18 protein-coding genes and 1 tRNA gene are annotated in these 19,275 nt (G+C 68.9%); 13 read left to right on the top strand and 6 right to left on the bottom strand.

What is annotated here, in order from left to right; genetic code table 11:
• Window positions 1–32: 32 nt before the first annotated feature.
• On the top strand, window positions 33–935 hold the full coding sequence (locus tag ACFPZ3_RS42395) for a 4-(cytidine 5'-diphospho)-2-C-methyl-D-erythritol kinase (RefSeq protein ID WP_379520025.1): 903 nt from the start codon (window positions 33–35) through the stop codon (window positions 933–935).
• Window positions 936–1,269: 334 nt separating this feature from the next.
• Here the strand turns inward: ACFPZ3_RS42395 and ACFPZ3_RS42390 are convergent, their stop codons facing one another.
• Window positions 1,270–1,419: a hypothetical protein gene (locus tag ACFPZ3_RS42390; RefSeq protein ID WP_379520024.1), complete on the bottom strand. Its 150-nt coding sequence runs from the start codon at window positions 1,417–1,419 to the stop codon at window positions 1,270–1,272.
• Between ACFPZ3_RS42390 and ACFPZ3_RS42385 the strand changes: the two genes are divergently transcribed.
• Window positions 1,418–3,256, top strand: a complete 1,839-nt coding sequence (locus tag ACFPZ3_RS42385; protein ID WP_379520023.1) for an ABC-F family ATP-binding cassette domain-containing protein — start codon at window positions 1,418–1,420, stop codon at window positions 3,254–3,256. The two genes, ACFPZ3_RS42390 and ACFPZ3_RS42385, sit on opposite strands and share 2 nt — an antisense overlap.
• A gap of 42 nt (window positions 3,257–3,298) precedes the next feature.
• Here the strand turns inward: ACFPZ3_RS42385 and ACFPZ3_RS42380 are convergent, their stop codons facing one another.
• Entirely contained in the window at window positions 3,299–3,805 is a 507-nt protein-coding gene (locus ACFPZ3_RS42380) for a MarR family winged helix-turn-helix transcriptional regulator (RefSeq protein ID WP_379520022.1), read from the bottom strand.
• Between the two features lie 57 nt (window positions 3,806–3,862).
• Between ACFPZ3_RS42380 and ACFPZ3_RS42375 the strand changes: the two genes are divergently transcribed.
• From ACFPZ3_RS42375 to ACFPZ3_RS42360, 4 genes are read left to right on the top strand one after another with little or no spacing between them, the layout of a single operon-like run.
• Window positions 3,863–4,633, top strand: a complete 771-nt coding sequence (locus tag ACFPZ3_RS42375) for a trans-aconitate 2-methyltransferase (protein ID WP_379520021.1) — start codon at window positions 3,863–3,865, stop codon at window positions 4,631–4,633.
• Window positions 4,630–4,959: a VOC family protein gene (locus tag ACFPZ3_RS42370; protein WP_379520020.1), complete on the top strand. Its 330-nt coding sequence runs from the start codon at window positions 4,630–4,632 to the stop codon at window positions 4,957–4,959. Before ACFPZ3_RS42375 ends, ACFPZ3_RS42370 begins: the two co-directional genes overlap by 4 nt.
• A 52-nt stretch (window positions 4,960–5,011) precedes the next feature.
• Window positions 5,012–6,490 carry a CYTH and CHAD domain-containing protein gene (locus ACFPZ3_RS42365; RefSeq protein ID WP_379520019.1) on the top strand — a complete coding sequence of 493 codons (1,479 nt, stop codon included), beginning with the start codon at window positions 5,012–5,014 and terminating at the stop codon, window positions 6,488–6,490.
• Window positions 6,487–7,674: a cytochrome P450 gene (locus ACFPZ3_RS42360; RefSeq protein ID WP_379520018.1), complete on the top strand. Its 1,188-nt coding sequence runs from the start codon at window positions 6,487–6,489 to the stop codon at window positions 7,672–7,674. Before ACFPZ3_RS42365 ends, ACFPZ3_RS42360 begins: the two co-directional genes overlap by 4 nt.
• Here ACFPZ3_RS42360 and ACFPZ3_RS42355 read toward each other — a convergent pair.
• From ACFPZ3_RS42355 to ACFPZ3_RS42340, 4 genes are all read right to left on the bottom strand, one after another.
• Window positions 7,649–8,491 carry an NUDIX hydrolase gene (locus ACFPZ3_RS42355; RefSeq protein ID WP_379520017.1) on the bottom strand — a complete coding sequence of 281 codons (843 nt, stop codon included), beginning with the start codon at window positions 8,489–8,491 and terminating at the stop codon, window positions 7,649–7,651. The two genes, ACFPZ3_RS42360 and ACFPZ3_RS42355, sit on opposite strands and share 26 nt — an antisense overlap.
• On the bottom strand, window positions 8,484–10,544 hold the full coding sequence (locus ACFPZ3_RS42350) for an RNA degradosome polyphosphate kinase (protein ID WP_379520016.1): 2,061 nt from the start codon (window positions 10,542–10,544) through the stop codon (window positions 8,484–8,486). The genes ACFPZ3_RS42355 and ACFPZ3_RS42350 overlap by 8 nt, the downstream gene beginning before the upstream one ends.
• Before the next feature lie 118 nt (window positions 10,545–10,662).
• Entirely contained in the window at window positions 10,663–11,568 is a 906-nt protein-coding gene (locus ACFPZ3_RS42345) for a TetR/AcrR family transcriptional regulator (protein ID WP_379520126.1), read from the bottom strand.
• A gap of 49 nt (window positions 11,569–11,617) precedes the next feature.
• On the bottom strand, window positions 11,618–12,556 hold the full coding sequence (locus ACFPZ3_RS42340) for an acyl-CoA desaturase (protein ID WP_379520015.1): 939 nt from the start codon (window positions 12,554–12,556) through the stop codon (window positions 11,618–11,620).
• 267 nt (window positions 12,557–12,823) lie between these two features.
• Here ACFPZ3_RS42340 and ACFPZ3_RS42335 point away from each other — a divergent pair.
• From ACFPZ3_RS42335 to ACFPZ3_RS42305, 7 genes are all read left to right on the top strand, one after another.
• Window positions 12,824–12,895, top strand: a tRNA-Gln gene (locus tag ACFPZ3_RS42335).
• A gap of 165 nt (window positions 12,896–13,060) precedes the next feature.
• A complete protein-coding gene (gene glmU, locus ACFPZ3_RS42330; RefSeq protein ID WP_379520014.1) occupies window positions 13,061–14,509 on the top strand; it encodes a bifunctional UDP-N-acetylglucosamine diphosphorylase/glucosamine-1-phosphate N-acetyltransferase GlmU in 1,449 nt (482 codons plus the stop codon).
• Window positions 14,506–15,483, top strand: a complete 978-nt coding sequence (locus tag ACFPZ3_RS42325) for a ribose-phosphate diphosphokinase (protein ID WP_379520013.1) — start codon at window positions 14,506–14,508, stop codon at window positions 15,481–15,483. Before glmU ends, ACFPZ3_RS42325 begins: the two co-directional genes overlap by 4 nt.
• A gap of 99 nt (window positions 15,484–15,582) precedes the next feature.
• The gene (locus ACFPZ3_RS42320) at window positions 15,583–16,203 is read left to right on the top strand and encodes a 50S ribosomal protein L25/general stress protein Ctc (protein ID WP_379520012.1); all 621 of its coding nucleotides are present in this window, start codon (window positions 15,583–15,585) and stop codon (window positions 16,201–16,203) included.
• Between the two features lie 79 nt (window positions 16,204–16,282).
• On the top strand, window positions 16,283–16,867 hold the full coding sequence (gene pth / locus ACFPZ3_RS42315) for an aminoacyl-tRNA hydrolase (RefSeq protein WP_379520011.1): 585 nt from the start codon (window positions 16,283–16,285) through the stop codon (window positions 16,865–16,867).
• Between the two features lie 190 nt (window positions 16,868–17,057).
• The gene (locus tag ACFPZ3_RS42310) at window positions 17,058–18,419 is read left to right on the top strand and encodes a sugar transferase (protein ID WP_379520010.1); all 1,362 of its coding nucleotides are present in this window, start codon (window positions 17,058–17,060) and stop codon (window positions 18,417–18,419) included.
• Complete coding sequence (locus ACFPZ3_RS42305; protein WP_379520009.1) at window positions 18,419–19,258, top strand: 3'(2'),5'-bisphosphate nucleotidase CysQ; 840 nt, start codon at window positions 18,419–18,421, stop codon at window positions 19,256–19,258. Before ACFPZ3_RS42310 ends, ACFPZ3_RS42305 begins: the two co-directional genes overlap by 1 nt.
• Window positions 19,259–19,275 lie beyond the last annotated feature (17 nt).

Below are 19,275 nucleotides of genomic sequence, written 5' to 3'. Positions count from 1 at the left end.
CCCCGGCAAGTGATGAGAGTGGCAGAAGATCGATGAGTTCGGTGACCGTACGTGTGCCCGCGAAGGTCAACGTGCAGCTTTCTGTCGGCCCGCTCAGGGAAGATGGCTACCACGACCTGGTCAACGTCTTCCACGCAGTATCGATCTTCGATGAGGTGGTGGCGAAGGAATCCGAGTCGATCACCGTCCAGGTGAACGGCAAGTGGTCCGACCAGGTGCCGACCGACGACAGCAACCTGGCGATCAGGGCCGCCCGGGCGCTCGCCAAACACGCGGGCCGCACCTACGGCGCCGAGCTGATCATCCAGAAGGGCATCCCCGTGGCGGGCGGGATGGCGGGCGGCAGTGCCGACGCCGCCGGTGCGCTGGTGGCCTGCAACGAGCTGTGGGGTTTGGGCCTGCCCTTCGACGATCTGATGGAGATCGCGGGAGATCTCGGCAGCGACGTCCCGTTCTCCCTGCTCGGCGGTACGGCGGTCGGCACCGGCCGCGGTGAGCAACTGAGCGAGCTCCCCACCGGGGGCACGTTCCACTGGGTGTTCGCGCTGGCGAACGGCGGTCTCTCGACGGCCAGCGTGTACGCCGAATGCGACCGCCTCAGGGAAGCCTCAGGAGCCCACGTCCCGTGGCCTCAGCTGAACGACTCGCTCATGGAGGCGCTCGGCACCGGCGACGCGTACGCCCTCGGCTCCCACCTGAGCAACGACCTCCAGTCGGCCACCCTCAACCTCCGCCCCGAACTCGCCCCGACCCTCGACTCGGGCCGCCAGCACGGAGCCCTGGGAGCGATCGTCTCCGGCTCGGGCCCCACCTGCGCGTTCCTCGCCATCGACCCCACCCACGCCCGCGACCTGGCCCACAGCCTGACCACCACGGGCGCCGCCCACACCGCGGTCGCCGCCCACGGCCCCGTCCACGGTGCGACCCTGATCTGACCCACCCACCACGCGCAGGCCCGAGACACCCTCCGGGCCGGCGCGCTCCGGCGTGTCCGCCCCCCGAAACCGCATCAGGCCCCGCCTCCCAGCGCCGCACGAGAAGCGCCCGGCGCCGCAACGTGGTGCGCCCGCAGTTCGGCGCCGCACGAGAAGCGCCCGCAGTTCGGCGCCGCATGTGGTGCGCCCGCAGTTCGGAGCCGTATATGGTGCGCCCCGCACTCACTTGCCGCTGGATGCGCGAGGGCCGTTTCCGGATCTCCGGTGGCAGTCCAACGGGCCGTCCGTCCAGGCCCTGCCCACTGAACGGTGCATCAATTAACGGTCACACCGGTCAGGCGTGCTCGGCCACGGCGCGGACCGCCTCCAGGTCGCTCTCGACCCAGTTGGCCCAGGAAGGCGCATGTGGTCCGCCCGCCCCGCGTGCGATGCGCCGGTTGGACGGCCAGGGGCCGGTGGCGAGCCGATACCCTGGGGAGGACATGAATCTGGTCAATCTTGAGTCGGTTTCCCATGCGTATGGGCCCAAGCCACTCCTCAATGACATCTCCCTGGGCGTAGAGGCCGGTGAGCGCATCGGCGTGGTCGGCCGGAACGGCGGCGGCAAGACGACGCTGCTGTCCGTCATCGCCGGAGCCGTGCGCCCTGACAGCGGTCGCGTCACCCACAACCGCGGCCTGCGGGTCGCCTTCCTGTCGCAGCAGGACGACCTCGATCCCGCCGCCACCGTGAGCGAGATCGTGCTGGGCGAGCTGGCCGAGCACGAGTGGGCGGGGGATCAGCGGATACGCGAGATCCTGGCGAACCTGATCGGCGACCTCGACCTGGACGCCAAGGCCGCCGACCTGTCCGGCGGTGAGCGCAGGCGTACGGGGCTGGCCAAGCTGCTCATCGACGACCACGACCTGATCATGCTGGACGAGCCCACGAACCACCTCGACATCGAGGCCATCGCGTGGCTGGCCGGGCATCTGGCGGCCCAGAAGAGCGCGCTGGTGGTCGTGACGCACGACCGGTGGTTCCTCGACGCCGTCTCCACCCGTACGTGGGAGGTCGTGGACGGCCGGGTCGAGCGCTACGAGGGCGGATACGCCGCATATGTGCTGGCCAAGGCCGAACGCGCCAGGATCGCCCAGGCCACCGAGGAACGCCGCCAGAACCTCATGCGCAAGGAGATCGCCTGGTTGCGGCGCGGCCCGCCCGCCCGTACGTCGAAGCCCAAGTTCCGCGTCGACGCCGCCCAGGCGCTGATCGCGAACGAGCCGCCCGCCCGTGAGACGGTGGAGCTGATGCGGTTCGCCGCCGCCCGGCTCGGCAAGACCGTGTACGACCTCGAAGACGTCACCCTGCACGCCGGCGGCCCCGACACCGGCCCGCGGGTGCTCGATCACCTCACGTGGCAGTTCGGCCCGGGGGACCGGATCGGGCTGATCGGCGTCAACGGGTCCGGCAAGTCCTCCGTCCTGCGGTTGCTGGCCGACACGGTCAAGCCCGACTCCGGCCGCGTGATCAGGGGCAAGACCGTACGCCTCGCGCACCTGTCCCAGGCGCTGGCCGAGGTCGACCCGGCCCAGCGGGTGCTGGAGTCGGTGGAGCAGGTTCGCAAATACCTCCTTCTCGGTAAGAAGGAGTGGACCGCTTCCCAGCTCCTCGAACGCCTGGGCTTCAAGGGCGAGGCGCAGTGGAAGGTGGTCGGCGACCTGTCGGGCGGCGAGCGGCGGCGGCTGCAGCTGCTCCGGCTGCTCATGGACGACCCCAACGTCCTCCTGCTCGACGAGCCCACCAACGACCTCGACATCGAGACCCTCAACGAGCTCGAAGACCTGCTCGACGGCTGGCCCGGCACCCTGATCCTGGTGAGCCACGACCGCTACTTCCTGGAGCGGGTGACCGACACGTCCGTGGCGCTGCTGGGCGACGGCAAGTTGTCGCTGCTGCCCGGTGGGGTGGACGAATACCTCGAACGGCGGGCGGCGGGCACGGCCGTGACCGCCCGTTTCGGCGTCGGCGGCACGACGGCCGAGCGTTCGGAGGGTGGCGCGGCGTCCGGTGCTGCCGGTGCTGCCGCCGGCGCCTCCGACCAGGCCCAGGACGGGCTGTCGGCCAAGGAGGAGCGTGAGCTGCGCAAGGAGCTCAACCGCCTGGAACGCCAGCTCGACAAGCTGAGCGACCAGGAGAACCGCCTCCACGCCGCCATGGCGGAAGCGGCCAGCGACTATGCCAAGCTCGGTTCCCTGGACGCCCAGCTGCGCGACATCACGGCCCAGAAGGACACCATCGAAGCCGAGTGGCTGGAAACCGCCGACCGCCTCGGCGACTGACGGCTCCAGCCGCGATGGGCAAAGCGATGGGCAAAGCGATGGTCAAAGGGGAGAGTCGAAGGGGGCGAGGAGCGTACGGAGGAGAGAGGCCAGGGCGTGCTGATCGCCGATCTCCAGCCCCGACAACAACTCCCGCTCCCTCCGCAACAGATCCGAGAACGCCGCATCCACCCGAGCCACACCCGTCTCCGTCAGCGACACCAGCACTCCGCGCCGATCCTCCGGATCGGGCCGTCGGCGCACCAGCCCCGCCTGGGCGAGGCGGTCGATGCGGTTGGTCATCGTCCCCGAGGTCACGAGGGTGGCGCGCAGCAGGGCTCCCGGGCTGAGCTCATACGGCTTGCCGGCCCGGCGCAGGGCCGTGAGCACGTCGAACTCCCAGGGCTCCAGATCGTGTTCGGCGAACGCCGCCCGCCGCGCCCGGTCGAGATGCTTGGCCAGTCGTGACACCCTGGAGAGCACCTGGAGCGGCTCGACGTCAAGGTCGGGGCGCTCCGTTCGCCAAGCCGCGACGAGGCTGTCGACCTCGTCTCTAGCATCCTCCGTCATGACACAAGAGTGTACTGTCTTGACATCGAGATATCTCTCTCGATATCAATTATCTTCATGTCAAGAGATATCTGGGACCCCGTGACGTACGCCGTCTACGCCGACGAGCGGTCGCGGCCGTTCATCGAGCTGATCTCCAGAGTGGGGGCCGTCGAGCCCGATTATGTCGTGGACGCGGGCTGCGGCAGCGGTGAACTCACCGTGGAGCTGGCCACTCGCTGGCCCAACGCGACCATCGAAGGCTTCGACTCCTCGCCCACGATGATCATTGAGGCCCGCAAACTGGAGAGCCAGGTCAGGTTCGCGGTCGCGGACGTGGCCATGTGGCGGCCTGACCGGCCCATGGACGTGCTCGTGTCGAACGCCGTCCTGCAGTGGGTGCCCGAGCACCGCTCCGTGCTGGAGCACTGGATGGAGGACATGGCCCCGGGCGGCTGGCTGTCGTTCCAGGTGCCGGGCAACTTCGACGCCCCCAGCCACGTCGCGATCCGCGAGCTGTGCTCCTCCCGCGCCTGGTCCGACAGGCTCAGCGACTTCAGCAGGGGCAACCCGGTCTGCGAACCCCTGGAGTATGTGGATCTGCTCAACGACGGCGGGTCCCAGGCGGACGCGTGGGAGACGACGTACGTGCACATCCTCCAGGGCGAGAACCCCGTCCTCGACTGGGTCTCCGGCACCGCCCTGCGCCCGATCTTCGACCGCCTCGACCCGGACGAGCAGCGGCGCTTCAAGCACGACCTCGCCCCGCTGCTGGCCGAGGCCTATCCGGCCCGAAGCTACGGCACCCCCTTCCCGTTCAGGAGGATCTTCGTGGTGGCCCAGAGATGAGAGTGAAAGGACTGCATCACGTTCAGCTCGCCGCGCCGCCCGGCAGCGAGCCGTTGTTGAGGGAGTTCTACGCCGGCGTGCTCGGCCTGCGCGAGGTCCCCAAGCCGCCCGAGCTGGCCAAGCGCGGTGGCGTCTGGTTCAGGGGCGACGGCGTGGAGGTGCACCTCGGCATCGAGGACGACTTCAGGCCGGCGCGCAAGGCCCATCCTGCCTTCCTGGTGGACGATCTCGACGACGCGGAAGCGGACTATCTGCTTCCCGGATATCGGCGGATCTACGTCTCCGACCCGGTCGGCAACAGAATCGAACTCCTGCACCCCGTGTGATGTTCGCCGGTCAGTGGCATCATTGTCCGAAATCGGACTTTTGCGAGGTGCAGTGGGCATCGAGATCGAGGACAAGTTCGACGTTCCCGAGGAGTACGCGGTTCCGGACCTCAGCGGTCTGGCGGACGTCGTGGGCCCGAAGAGCTACCAGCTCGTCGCGCTTTACTATGACACGCCCGACCTGCGGCTGGCCTCGCGAGGAGTCACGCTCAGGCGAAGACGCGGTGGCTCCGATCCCGGCTGGCACCTGAAGCTGCCCAAGGCCAAGGGCGTGCGCCAGGAGATCACCCACCCGCTGACCCGCAGCACCAAGGTCGTGCCCCTCGAACTGGCCGAACTCGTCCGCGCCTACACCCGCGGCGCCGAACTCCAGCAGGTCGCGGAGCTCGACACCCGCAGGAGCATCACGGTCCTGCGCGACGGCGAGACCGGGCTGGTCGAGGTCGCCGACGACCGCGTCAAGGGCACCGTGTACGGGGCGGAGCCCAAGGTCGTACGGTGGCGCGAGGTCGAGGCCGAGCTGCTCGAAGGCGGCACGAAGTCGCTGCTGACCAAGGTCGGCAAGCGGCTCAGGAAGGCCGGGGCCAGCCCCTCGGAGGCCGCCAGCAAGCTCGCGAAACTGCTCGAACCCGCCCCCCTGCCCACGGCCCCCACGATTCCGGGCACCGCCGGAGAGACCGTCGTCGCCTACCTCGCGAGCCAGGTGCAGGCGCTCCTCTCCCAGGACCCACGGGTCCGCCGGGCCGAGGAGGACGCCGTGCACCAGATGCGCGTGGCCTCCCGGCGGCTGCGCAGCGCGCTCAAGGCGTTCAGGACCGTCGTCCTCGACACCGACCAGGTCCAGGACGAGCTGCGCTGGCTCGGCACGGTGCTCGGTGAGGCGCGCGACCTGGAAGTGATCAGGGCCAGGTTCGCGAAGGAGCTGGCCACGCTGGCGCCTGAGCTGGTCACTGGCCCCATCCAGACCCGGCTCGGCTCGGATCTGCACAAACGCGAGCAGGACGCGTACGAGAGCATCAAGGAGACGCTCAGCGGCGATCGCTACTATCTCCTCCTCAACGCGCTCGACGAGCTCGTCTCCACCCCGGTCCTGGGCAAGGCGGCGGCCAAGCCGGCTCAGGAGAAGCTGCGCGACATCGCCGGAGTCAGCTGGGGCCGGGTGACGAAGGCGTACGACCTCGCGCAGACCATCGACGACCTCGAACGCAGCGAGCTCGCCATGCACGACGTGCGCAAGGCGGCCAAACGCGCTCGTTACACCGCGGAAGCGCTCCAGCCGACCATCGGCGCCGACATGGGCACGCTCGCCAAGCTGGCCGCGGGCATCCAGGAGGTCCTGGGCACCTACCAGGACGGCGTGGTCGCGCAGGAGCTGCTGGCCAAGGAGGCGGAGAGCGCGCGGCAGGCGGGCGAGGACACCTTCACGTACGGGCTGCTGATCGGGATCGAGCGCAACGCCGCCGATCGCGCCCACGCCGAGTTCCCCAGGGTATGGAAGGAGACCGTCAAAGCGGTTACCAAGGTTCTATGAACCTTCCTACCATCCCCTTCGAACGCGGCAGTCTGCTCGAGGTGCCCGAGGCGTACCGGGAACTGCGGGCCGAGAAGGGCATCGCGAAGGTACGCACCCGTACGGGCGACGAGGTCTGGCTGGTCAGCGGGTACGAGGACGCCCGCGCGCTGTTCAACGACAGCCGGCTCGGACGCTCGCACCCGGAGCCGGACAAGGCGGCCCGCCTGTCCGCATCCGCCCTGCTCGGCGGGCCCCAGGGCGACGTGGCCACGGAGAAGTCCGAGCACGAGCGCATGCGCAGGCTCTTCATGCCCTCCTTCTCCGCGCGCCGCATGAAGAAGCTGCGCGACCACGTCGGCTCGCTGGTGGACGAGCGGCTCGACCACCTCGCCAAGCTGTCGCCGCCGGCCGACCTGCACGCCGAGCTCTCCTTCCCGATCCCCGTGCTGGTCATCTGCCGGCTCCTGGGCGTCCCGTACGAGGACAGGGACTACTTCAGCGGCCTGTCCTTCCGCATGGGCGACATGCTCGACCAGACGAAGAGCCAGGCCGCCCGCGAGGAGCTGAGCGCGTACATGGCGGGGCTGATCGAGCGCAAGCGGCACGAACCGGCCGAGGACGTCCTGTCGGACCTGGCCGGGGAGCTGGACGACGACGGGAAGATCTCGGAGCTGGCCGGCGGGCTGCTGTTCGCGGGGCACGAGACCACGGTCAACCGCATCGACTTCGGCGCGCTGCTCCTGCTCGCCAACCCCGGCCAGCTCGACCAGCTCAAAGCCGACCCTGGGCTGGCGCCCGGCGCGGTGGAGGAGATCCTGCGCCTGGCCTCGCCCAGCCTGCACGGCCTGCCCAGGTACGCGCACGAGGACATCGAGATCGGCGGCCACACGATCCGCAAGGGAGAGGCGGTGGTGATCACCCCGGGCGCGGCCAACCGGGACGAGCGGATCTATCCGGATCCGGATGTGTTCGACCTACGCCGTCCGCAGACCGACCCGCATCTGAGCTTCGGGTACGGCCCGCGCTTCTGCATCGGCGCCAGCCTGGCCAGGGTCGAGCTCGAAGCCGTGTTCAGCCGCCTGTTCCAGCGCTTCCCGACCCTGCGCCTGGCCGTCCCTGAGGCGGACCTGCCGCGCAGCGAGGGCAGGATCGCCGACGGCTACGCGAGCCTGTCCGTCACGTGGGATAGCGCTCCACGCTGACCACCCGCCCGCCGACCCTGTGCAGCACGGCGAACGAGCCCTTGCGCAGGTGCACGTTCTTGCCGCTCAGCTCCCAGATCACGGCCGGCAGCACCTTGCCGTGGCTGCACACGGCGGCGGGCCCGGGAATGTCCCTGACCAGCGCGGGCGTCTTCTGCGGATCCTGGCTCTCCTCGCTGAGGAGCGGCTCGATCCTGATCTCGGCCCGCGTCCCGGCCGCGTACGGGGCGAGTGTCTCCACGCACCGGGCGCTGGGCGAGCTCAGCAACGTCTCGGGCCGGTAGGCGGGCAACGCGGTGGCCAGGTTGGCCGCCTGGGCGGCACCGTCGGTGTCGAGCGGGCGCGTGGCGTCCGCACCGGTCCACTCGCCGCGGGAGCCGGCCGAGCCGTGCCGGACGAGGACGAGGGGCACGGTGTCGAGCGGCGCCGCGGACAGGGCCCGCAGCAGCCCCGCGTCCCATTCGTACGTCAGCAGCCGCCTGGCCTCCTCCAACGGCACCCAGCGCAGCTCGTCCACCTCCTCACCGGGCTCGAACCCGTCGTCGGCGACCACCTGCCCCACCCAGTAGTTCACCCGCTTGAGCCGGCCGGCGCTCATGTAGTGCACGGGTGGCAGCGCGCGGCCGAGCAGGACGGTCAGGGCGCTCTCCTCGCGCACTTCTCGCAGGGCCGCGGCCATCACGTGCTCCCCGGACTTCAGCTTGCCCTTGGGGAAGGTCCAGTCGTCGTAGTTCGGGCGGTGGACGACGGCCACCTCCGGGTTGCTCTGCTCGCCTCTCCAGACCACGGCTCCGGCGGCCCGGAGCAGGTCAGTCATCAACGGTCCTCCAGCGGCGCGTACCAATGAGACGGCTGTGCAGGTCATCCCCTTGATGGCGGATCCAGGCGCCGTCGGAGTTGAGCCACCACGCGTTCGTGGTCTCGGCCATGGCCTGGTCCATCAGCTCGATGAGATAGGCCTTGTGCTGCTGCGATGTCACTTTGACCAGGGCTTCGACGCGGCGGTCGAGGTTTCTGCGCATCAGGTCGGCGCTGCCGATCCACACCTCTGGCCGCCGGCCCAGGCCGAACTCGTAGACCCGGGAGTGCTCCAGGAACCGCCCCAGAATCGAACGCACGCGGATGTTCTCGGACAGGTCGGGAATCCCCGGACGGAGGATGCAGATGCCGCGTACCCACAGGTCCACTGGGACGCCCGCCCTGGAGGCCCGGTAGAGCGCGTCGATGATCGGCTCGTCCACCAGCGAGTTCGTCTTGATCCTGATCCGCGCCGGGCGCCCGGCCTGCTGGTGGGCGATCTCCCGCTCGATCCTGGCCAGCAGCCCGCTGCGCATCGAGTGCGGGGCGACCAGCAGGCGCCGGTAGGCGGAGTGGTGGGAGTAGCCGGTCAGGTGGATGAACAGGTCGGTCACGTCCTCGCCGACCAGCGGGTCGGCCGTGAGCAGGCCGAAGTCCTCGTAGTGGCGGGCGGTCTTGGGGTTGTAGTTGCCGGTGCCGATGTGGCAGTAGCGGCGCAGCTCGCCGGAGGACTCCTGGCGGACGACCAGGGCGAGCTTGCAGTGGGTCTTCAGCCCGACCACGCCGTAGACCACGTGGCAGCCGGCGCGCTCCAGCTTGCGGGCCCAGGAGATGTTGGCGTGCTCGTCGAAGCGGGCCTTGATCTCCACGACCACCACGACCTGCTTGCCCGCCTCGGCCGCGTCGATCAGCGCGTTCACGATGGGGGACTCGCCGCTGGTCCGGTAGAGGGTCTGCTTGATCGCCAGGACCCTCGGGTCGGCCGCGGCCGCCTCGATGAAGCGCTGCACGCTGGTGGCGAAGGAGTCGTACGGGTGGTGCAGCAGCACGTCGTGCTCGCGCAGGGTCGAGAAGATGTCGTCCTCGGAGTTGATCGCCTCGGCCGGCACGAACGGCCGGTAGCTCAGCTCGCCCCTGTCCAGGTCGGCGATGGCGTGCAGGCCCGTCAGGTCGAGCGGCCCGGGCAGGCGGTAGATCTCGTGCGGGGCCAGCTCCAGCTCCTCCACCAGCGGCGCCAGCACCTCGGGCGTGATCGTGTCCTCGACCTCCAGCCGCACGGGCGGGCCGAAACGCCGCTTGAGCAGCTCCTTCTCCAGGGCCTGCATGAGGTTCTCCGTGACGTCCTCGTCGACGTCGAGATCCTCGTTCCTGGTGACGCGGAAGACGTGGTGCTGGAGGATTTCCATGCCCTTGAAGAGCTGCCCGAGATGTGCGGCGATGACGTCTTCAAGCGGAACGAAGCGGTCCTTGGACGCCGGTACGAACCTGGGCAACTGCGAAGGAACCTTGACCCGGGCGAAAACCGTATGGTCGGTCGCCGGATTACGCACCAGAACTGCCAAATTCAGGCTGAGCCCGGAAATATACGGAAAAGGGTGGGCGGGGTCCACGGCCAGCGGCGTCAGCACCGGCCTGATCCGCTCCCTGAACAGCTTGCGCAGCTCCGTGCGCTCCTCGCGGCCCAGATCGTCCCACCGGGCGATCTCGATGCCCTCGGTGCCGAGCTGCGGGCAGATCTGCTGGTGGAAGGCCGCCGCGTGCCGCCTGGCCAGCTCGTCCGCGATCGTCGCGATCCTGGCCAGCTCCTCGCGCGGCTTGAGCCCGCTCCTGGTACGCAACAGCAGGCCGGTCGCCATGCGCCGTTTGAGCCCGGCCACCCGGACCCGGAAGAACTCATCCAGATTGCTGGCGAAAATGGCGAGGAAGCGCACGCGTTCGAGCAGCGGCACCGTGGGGTCCTCGGCCAGGTCGAGCACCCGTTCGTTGAACTGGAGCCAGCTCTCCTCGCGGTTGAGAAACCGCTCCTGTGGCAGGGGCAGGTCGTTGGCAGGTTGGAACGGTTCCGCGGACATATGGCGTATATTGCCCCGTTTGATTGAACAGAACGTTAACGTAGCCGCAACGGCTCACCCCTGATGGTCAGCCCTGCTCAACCCCATCGTCACTCCGGACGCCCGGGTTGTTCAAGACTCACTCAGGATGATCTACCTGTTCGAGACGGGCGGCCCGCTCGGCCAGCCTGGCCTCCCGCTGGCGGATCTTCTCCTCCCGCTCGCGGGCCTTCTCGGCCTCCTTCAGCACCCGCTCGCGCTCTTTAAGCTCGCGCACCCTGGACTTCTCGGCCTCCTTCAGCTCCCGCTGGCGGACCTTCTCCGCCTCCTTGAGCTCCTTCTCGCGGGCCTTCTCGAAGTCGCGCAACTCCTTCTCGTTGGTGGTGCGCGGCTTGACCGGCGGTGTCTGGCCCCGGCTCGTGGCGGTGATCGTAGGGTTGGCGTTGAGGCCGGTCAGACCGTTCCACGCCAGGTTGACCAGGTGGGCGGCGACCTCCTCGCGGCCCGGCTTGCGCACGTCGAGCCACCACTGGCCGGTCAGCGCGACCATGCCGACCAGCATCTGGGCGTACATCGGGGCCAGCTTCGGGTCGTAGCCGCGGGCCGAGAACTCATCGGCCAGCACGTCCTCGACCTGGCTGGCGATCTCGCTGATCAGGCTCGCGAACGAGCCGGTGCCCGAGGCGGCGTGCGAGTCGCGCACGAGGATGCGGAAGCCCTCGCTGCTCTCCTCGATGTAGAGCAGCAGGGCCAGCGCGGCCCGTTCGAGCTTGACCAGGGAATGGGTGGCGGAGAGCGCCTCGGTGATCATGCCGAGCAGCTTCTGCATCTCGCGGTCCACGACGACCGCGTAGACGCCCTCCTTGCCGCCGAAGTGTTCGTACACCACGGGTTTCGACACCTGTGCGGTAGCGGCGATCTCCTCGATAGAGGTCCCGTCGAACCCCTTCTCGGCGAAGAGCGTGCGGCTGATGGTGATCAGCTGCTCTCTTCGTTCGCTGCCGGACATGCGCCTGCGAGATCGGGGTTCGGTCACGGTCTCCATAATGACGGCCACGGATCCGTGGCCGCTCATCGGTTGATCGACGACGGGGTCAGGCAATGCGCTTCGCCGCCAGGCGCTCGGCCGTCGGCCAGCGCACGTCGTACACCCAGCCCAGCTTCTCGAAGATCCGGATCAGGCCGGCGCTCAGGTCGATCTGACCCTTCAGCGCGCCGTGCCTGGCGCAGGTCGGGTCGGAGTGGTGCAGGTTGTGCCAGGACTCGCCGAAGGAGGGCAGGGCCAGCCACCACACGTTGCGCGACTTGTCGCGGACCTGGAAGTCCTCCTCGCCGAAGACGTGGCAGATCGAGTTGATCGACCAGGTCACGTGGTGCAGCAGCCCGATGCGGATGAGGGAGCCCCAGAACAGCGCGGTCAGGCCGCCCTGCCAGGACCACGTGAGCAGCAGGCCCAGCACGCCGGGCAGCAGGATCGAGGTGAGCGCGAGCGGGCCGAACCACTTGTGCATCTTGAGCACGTCCTCGTCCTTGCACAGGTCGGGCGCGTACTTCTCCCTGTTGGTCCGCTCGCTCTCGAACAACCAGCCCATGTGGGCGTAGAGCAGGCCCTTGGCCATGTTCTTGAAGCCGGGGCCGAAGCGCCACGGCGAGTGCGGGTCGCCCTCCTTGTCGGAGAACTTGTGGTGCTTGCGGTGCGTGGCCACCCAGTCCAGCACGGACATCTCCAGCGACAGGGTGCCCGCGATGCCCAGCGCGATCTTCAGTGGCCGCTTGGCCTTGAACGAGCCGTGCGTGAAGTAGCGGTGCAGGCCGACGGTGACGCCGAGCCCGGTGACCATGTAGAAGACGAAGGCGATGGCGATGTCCGTCCAGCCGAGCCCCCATCCCCAGGCGAGCGGCACGGCGGCCGCGATCGCGACGATGGGCAGTCCGACCACCAGTCCGAAGGTGACGAGCTCGGACTTGGACTTCGGCTCGGGTTCGAAATCGGGCTTGGGGGTAGGTGCTGTGCGCTCGGAGATAACGGTCATTGGCGACCTCCAACGACATGTATGTGGATGAATGTCCAGGCTACGCAACCGTAACCTACGCCAGCGTAAGTAAGGAAGACCTAAGCCGGGAATGTGGAGAACGTGAAGCCGCGCCGTACGAGGTGCGTGGGGTTTGTGTCTTGCGTCTTTTCTGGTGGTCTGTTACGCGGGAGCGCAGGTGGGACAGGCGGGAGAGGGAAATGCGGGCGCGGGCTCGTGCGCGGGGTCGGTATCGTAGGGGGTGTCGGACCTCACGTGTCCGATCTGTCCCGGATCGTCTAATCGGCAGGACAAGTGGTTTTGGTCCACTTTGTAGGGGTTCGAGTCCTCTTCCGGGAGCCTTGAGGCGTTCCCCCGGCAAAATGTTCCGGGGGAGGCCAGGTATCCTCACGGTGTCGGCAGGGTAGCGGTGCGATAGACGACCTGGTAGTAGACGATCTAGACGCACCAATCGCCGAACGTACCGACAGCCCTGATTCGTCCAGCCACAGGGAGCCTCAGTCCGTGAGTGTGCCGCGCCCGGCAGCCGTCATCGTCCTCGCCGCGGGCGAGGGCACCCGGATGAAGAGCCAGACCCCGAAAGTCCTGCATGAGGTGTGCGGTCGCGCCCTGGTCGACCACATGCTCGCCGCCGCCCGCGACCTCGGTCCCGAGCGGCTCATCGTCGTCATCGGCCACGCGCTGGAGCAGGTCGGCGGCCATCTGGCCGCCACCGACCCCGACGCGCGCGCCGTCGTCCAGCGGGAGCAGCGCGGCACCGGTCACGCCGTGCGGACCGTGCTCGAAGAGGTCGGCACGATCTCCGGCACGGTCCTGGTCACCTACGGAGACGTGCCGCTCCTGCGCGCCCGGACCATGGCGGGCCTGCTCGAACGGCACGCCGCCGACGGCAACGCGGTCACCGTGCTGACGGCCGAGGTGCCCGACCCGACCGGCTACGGGCGGATCATCCGCGACGAGGCCGGCGCGGTCCTGGAGATCGTCGAGGAGAAGGACGCCAGCCCTGAGCAGCGCGCCATCCACGAGATGAACTCCGGCATCTACGCCTTCGACGGGCTCCTGCTCGCCGACGCGGTCAAGCGCGTGTCCACCGACAACGTGCAGGGCGAGGAATACCTGACCGACGTCCTGTCCATCCTGCGCCGCGACGGACACCGGGTCGGCGCCTGCGTGGCCGGCGACTTCGTCGAGGTCGAGGGCGTCAACGACCGCGTGCAGCTCGCCGCCGTCCGCAAGGTGCTCAACCTGCGCCTGCTCGAAGAGCACATGCGCGCCGGCGTCACGATCATCGACCCGGACAGCACCTGGATCGACGTGGGGGTGCGGATCGGGGCCGACGCGGTCATCCACCCCGGCACCCAGCTCCACGGCGCCACCGTCATCGAGTCCGGCGCCGAGGTCGGCCCCGCCACCACGCTGACCGACACCTTCGTCGGCGAGGGCGCGGTGGTCCGCAACGCCGTCTGCGACCACGCCGAGATCGGCCCGGAGGCCAACGTGGGCCCCTACGCCTACCTGCGCCCGGGCACCGTCCTGGGCCGCAAGTCCAAGGCCGGCACATTCGTCGAGATGAAGAACACCAAGGTCGGCGAGCGCTCCAAGGTGCCGCACCTGTCCTACGCGGGGGACGCCACACTCGGCGACGACGTCAACATCGGCGCCTCCACGGTCTTCGTCAACTATGACGGGGTCGACAAGCACCACACCACCGTGCGCGACGGAGCTTTCGTCGGCTGCGACACCATGCTCGTCGCCCCTGTGACGATCAACGACGGCGCCTACACGGCGGCCGGCTCGGTGATCACCGACGAGGTTCCCCCTGGCGCGATCGGAGTGGCGCGAGCGCGGCAGCGCAACATCGAGAAATGGGTCTTGCGCAGGCGCGCGGGCACGAAGTCGGCAGCGGCCGCCGAACGGGCGCTGGCCGGGCAAGAGCAGGAGAAAGCACAGTGACCAGCATCAAGCAGCCCGGTGAGAAGAACCTCATGCTCTTCTCCGGGCGGGCACATCCGGAGCTGGCCGACGAGGTCGCCGAGCACGTCGGCGTCTCCCTCACCCCCACCAAACTCATCGACTTCGCCAACGGCGAGATCTACGCCCGCTACCTGGAGTCCGTACGCGGCTGCGACGCCTTCGTCATCCAGAGCCACACCGGGCCCATCAACAAGTGGATCATGGAACAGCTCATCATGGTCGACGCGCTCAAGCGGGCCTCCGCCAAGCGCATCACCGTGGTCATGCCGTTCTTCGGCTACGCCCGCCAGGACAAGAAGGGCCGCGGTCGCGAGCCCATCACGGCCCGGCTGATGGCCGACCTGTTCAAGACCGCCGGCGCCGACCGCCTGATGTCGATCGACCTGCACACCTCGCAGATCCAGGGCTTCTTCGACGGCCCGGTCGACCACCTGTTCGCCATGCCGGTGCTGGAGAGCTACCTCAAGAACAAGCTCGACCTGGAGACCACCACCGTCGTCTCGCCCGACACCGGCCGCGTCCGCCTGTCGGAGCGCTGGGCTGACACGCTGGGCACGCCGCTGGCGTTCATCCACAAGCGCCGCGACCTCGACGTGGCCAACTCGGTGAAGGTCAGCGAGGTCGTCGGAACGGTACAAGGCCGCACCTGCGTGCTCATCGACGACATGATCGACACCGCGGGCACCATCTGCAAGGCGGCCGACGCCCTCTACGAGCAGGGCGCCACCAACGTCATCGTGGCCGCCACCCACGCGGTCTTCTCCGACCCCGCGGTCGACCGGCTCAAGAACTCCCAGATCTCCGAGGTCGTCGTCACCAACACGCTGCCGCTGTCGGAGACCTCCAGGTTCGACAAGCTGACCGTGTTGTCGATCGCGCCGCTCATCGCCCGCGCGATCACGGAGATCTTCCAGGACGGCTCGGTCACCAGTTTGTTCGAGGGAGACAGCTGAGCCCCTACACTGATGAGGTTGCGCTCGTAATGCCTTCCGCTAGGGCGGGTGAGGGTGAGCGCTCAACGATCCGACCCCCATGCATCCCTAGGAGATGTCGTGTCTGAAGTACGTATCGCCGCCGAATCGCGCACCGAGTTCGGCAAGGGCGCCGCTCGCAAGATCCGCCGCGCCGACAAGGTGCCCGCTGTTCTCTACGGGCACGGCATCGACCCCAAGCACCTGACCCTGCCGGGCCACGAGGTGCTGCTCGCCCTGCGCACGGCCAACGTGCTCATCCACCTCAAGGGTGAGGGCGTGGACGAGCTCGCGCTGCCCAAGGGCATCCAGCGCGACCCGATCAAGGGCTTCGTCGAGCACGTCGACCTGCTCCTGGTCCGGCGCGGCGAGAAGGTCACGGTCGAGATCCCGGTCACCACGGTCGGCGACGTCAACTCCGACGGCCTGCTCGACCAGCAGCTCGTCTCCATCGCCGTGGAGGCCGAGGCCACGCACATCCCGACCGGCATCGAGGTCGACGTCGAGGGCCTGGTGATCGGCACGGTCGTCACCGCCGCGCAGCTCAAGCTCCCGCAGGGCACCACGCTGATCGCCGACCCCGAGGCGGTCATCCTGCAGGTCATCAACAAGCCCGTCGAGGAGCCCGCGGAAGGCGCCGAGGAGGCCCTGGTCGCCGTGGCCGTCGAGGGCGAGGGCGCCGAGGCCCCGGCCGCCGAGTAGGCGACGGGCTTCACTCGTGAACGGGGCGGCCGGACTCGAGCCGTCCCGTTCCGCTGGTCAGGGGCTGTGAGGGGAACGCATGGATCGCTGGCTGATCGCCGGACTGGGCAATCCAGGGCCCGAATACGCGGGCAACCGGCACAACGCGGGCTTCATGGTGCTCGACGAGCTGGCCGCCAGGGCCGGCGGGCGGCTCAAGGCCCACAAGAGCAGGGCCGAGGTGTGCGAGACGCGTGCCGCCATCCTGGCCAAGCCCCTGACGTACATGAACCTCTCCGGTGGGCCCGTCAAGGCGCTCGCCGACTTCTACAAGATCGGCCCTGAGCGGCTGATCGTCGTCCACGACGAGCTCGACGTGCCCTACGGCGCGTTGCGGGCCAAGCTGGGCGGCGGCGACAACGGCCACAACGGGCTCAAGTCGATCACCAAGGTCCTCGGCACCCGCGACTACCTGCGCGTGCGCTTCGGCATCGGGCGCCCGCCCGGCCGCATGGACCCCGCCTCCTTCGTGTTGCGCGACTTCGCCACGATGGAGCGCAAGGATCTGCCCTTCCTCGTGGACCGGGCCGCCGACGTGGTGGAGTCGCTGATGTCCCGCGGCCTGGATGCCACTCAGAACGACTTTCATCGGTCTGATCTGCACATTTCCGGCCCTCCTCGCTGATCACCGCATTGGGTCGTTCGCCGGATCCCGGCGTCACGCGCGGCTACCATCTGTGACTGTCCGTTCATGGAATGGTCACCTGGAGGCGCGCGTGCGCGGTGAGGGGCTCATGGCCGTCGTGGGGACGGGGCATGGGGCTTGCTCGGGAAGGCATACACCGCGCACGCCCTCCTGGGTCCGCTCCTATCGGATGCGGGCCGTGCTGGGCGACCTGTGCGGGGCGGGGATCGGGGCCGGGGCCGCGTTCTTCGTCAGGTTCGGCGGGTTCACCCCGTACGTGCTGCCCTACCTGCTGGTCAGCCTGGCGCTGCCGGTGGTGTGGTGCGGCGCGGTGGCGCTCAACCGCGCCTACGAGCCGCGCATGCTCGGCGTCGGCTCTGAGGAGTTCCGCCGCGTCATGCAGGCGGGTGTGGCGCTGATCGCGGGCACGGCGATCGGCTCCTACGTGACCAAGACCGACGTCGCCCGGGGCTACGTCGTCCTGGCACTGCCGCTGGTCACGTTCTTCACGCTCGTCTTCAGGTACGCCCTGCGCCGCTCCCTGCACCGCCGTAGAGCCACGGGCGCCTGCATGCGCAAGGTGGTCGCGGTCGGCCACGAGCTCTCCACCGCCGAGCTGGTGCACCTCTTCCGCAGAGAGCGCCACCACGGCATGGAGGTCGTCGCCGCCTGTCTCCCCGGTGGGCACGCCGGGGAGCAGGTGGCGGACGTGCCCGTCGCGGGCGATCTGAGTGACGTGCCACTCGTGGTGGAGCAGTACGCCGCCGACACCGTGGCCGTGCTGGCCTGCCCCGAGATGGACGGCCACGCCCTGCGGCGGCTCGCCTGGCGGCTGGAATGCACCCAGACCGAGCTGGTCGTCGCCCCCGCGCTGATGGACGTGGCCGGGCCGCGCACGACGATCAGGCCGGTCGCCGGGATGCCGCTGCTGCACGTCGAGCACCCTGAGCTGGCCGGGGTCAGGCAGCTCGTCAAGAACGTCTTCGACCGGCTGGTGGCCGCCGCGCTGCTGGTGCTGCTGTCACCGGTGCTGGCGGGGCTCGCGGTGGCCGTACGCGTGACGAGCCCGGGGCCGGCGCTGTTCCGGCAGACCAGGGTGGGCAGGGACGGCGGGCTGTTCACGATCGTGAAGTTCCGCACGATGCGGCGGGGTTCCGAGGAGCAGAAGATCACTCTGGTCAGCGAGCGCGACGGGCTGCTGTTCAAGATCCGGAACGATCCACGCGTCACGCCGCTCGGCACGCTGATGCGCCGCCACTCGCTGGATGAGTTGCCCCAGCTCATCAACATCGTCCTGGGCCACATGTCGCTCGTCGGGCCCCGGCCGCCGCTGCCGGAGGAGGTGGCGCGCTACGGTGACGACGTGCGCAGAAGACTCCTCGTACGCCCTGGGCTGACCGGGCTGTGGCAGGTCAGTGGTAGATCTGACCTATCGTGGGAGGAATCCGTACGACTGGACCTGCGTTACGTGGAGAACTGGTCCCTCACGCTGGACCTCCAGATCCTGTGGAAGACTTGGTCGGCCGTCGCCCGCGGGCAAGGAGCATATTGATGACGATTCGCGACGACCACGCCCTCGCCGGGGACCTGGCGACCGAGGCGGGGGAGCGGCTGCTGCGGATCCGCGAGCGCATGGGGTTCGACGACCCGGCCGCGCTGCGGGCCGAGGGCGACAGGGCCGCTCACGTCTACCTCATGGAGTCGCTTGCCCGGCTGCGGCTCAGCGACAGCGTGTTGTCGGAGGAGGCCACCCGCGAGGAGCGCCTCGACCCGCGCAGGCTGAGCGCCGAGCGGGTGTGGATCGTCGACCCCCTTGACGGCACGCGGGAGTTCTCGGAGCGGCGAACCGGCCCCGGAGGCGGTAGCTCGCGTGACCAAGACGGGGCCGAAGAGAGCGCGACCATAAGCACGCAGGAGGGGCGCGCTGATTGGGCCGTGCACGTGGCGTTGTGGGAGCGGGGCAGGTTGAGCGCTGGCGCCGTGGCGCTGCCCGCCCAGGGCCGCACTCTGACGACCGCCGACCCGCCGAAGCCGCCCCCGTACGAGAAGGGCCGTTTCCGCATCGCGGTGAGCCGCACCAGGCCCCCTGAGTTCGTCCAGAAGCTGGCCTACCTCGTCGGCGCCGACCTCGTGCCGATCGGCTCGGCCGGGGCCAAGATCTCGGCGGTGCTCACCGGCGAGGTGGAGGCGTACGTACACGCCGGTGGCCAGTACGAGTGGGATTCCGCCGCGCCGGTCGCCGTCGCCCAGGCCGCCGGGGTTCACGCGAGCCGGATCGACGGCTCCGAGCTGACCTACAACCAAGCCGACCCCTCACTACCCGATATCCTGGTTTCCCTACCGGAGCTGGCGGCATCCCTGCTCGCCGGAATCCGGGACCTGCACCGCTGAACCGCCGGAGGAAAGCT

The organism is Nonomuraea insulae (genome assembly GCF_042656245.1).
The sequence above is the reverse complement of the archived record's forward strand: the minus strand, read 5'-3'. Positions and strand labels throughout refer to the sequence as shown.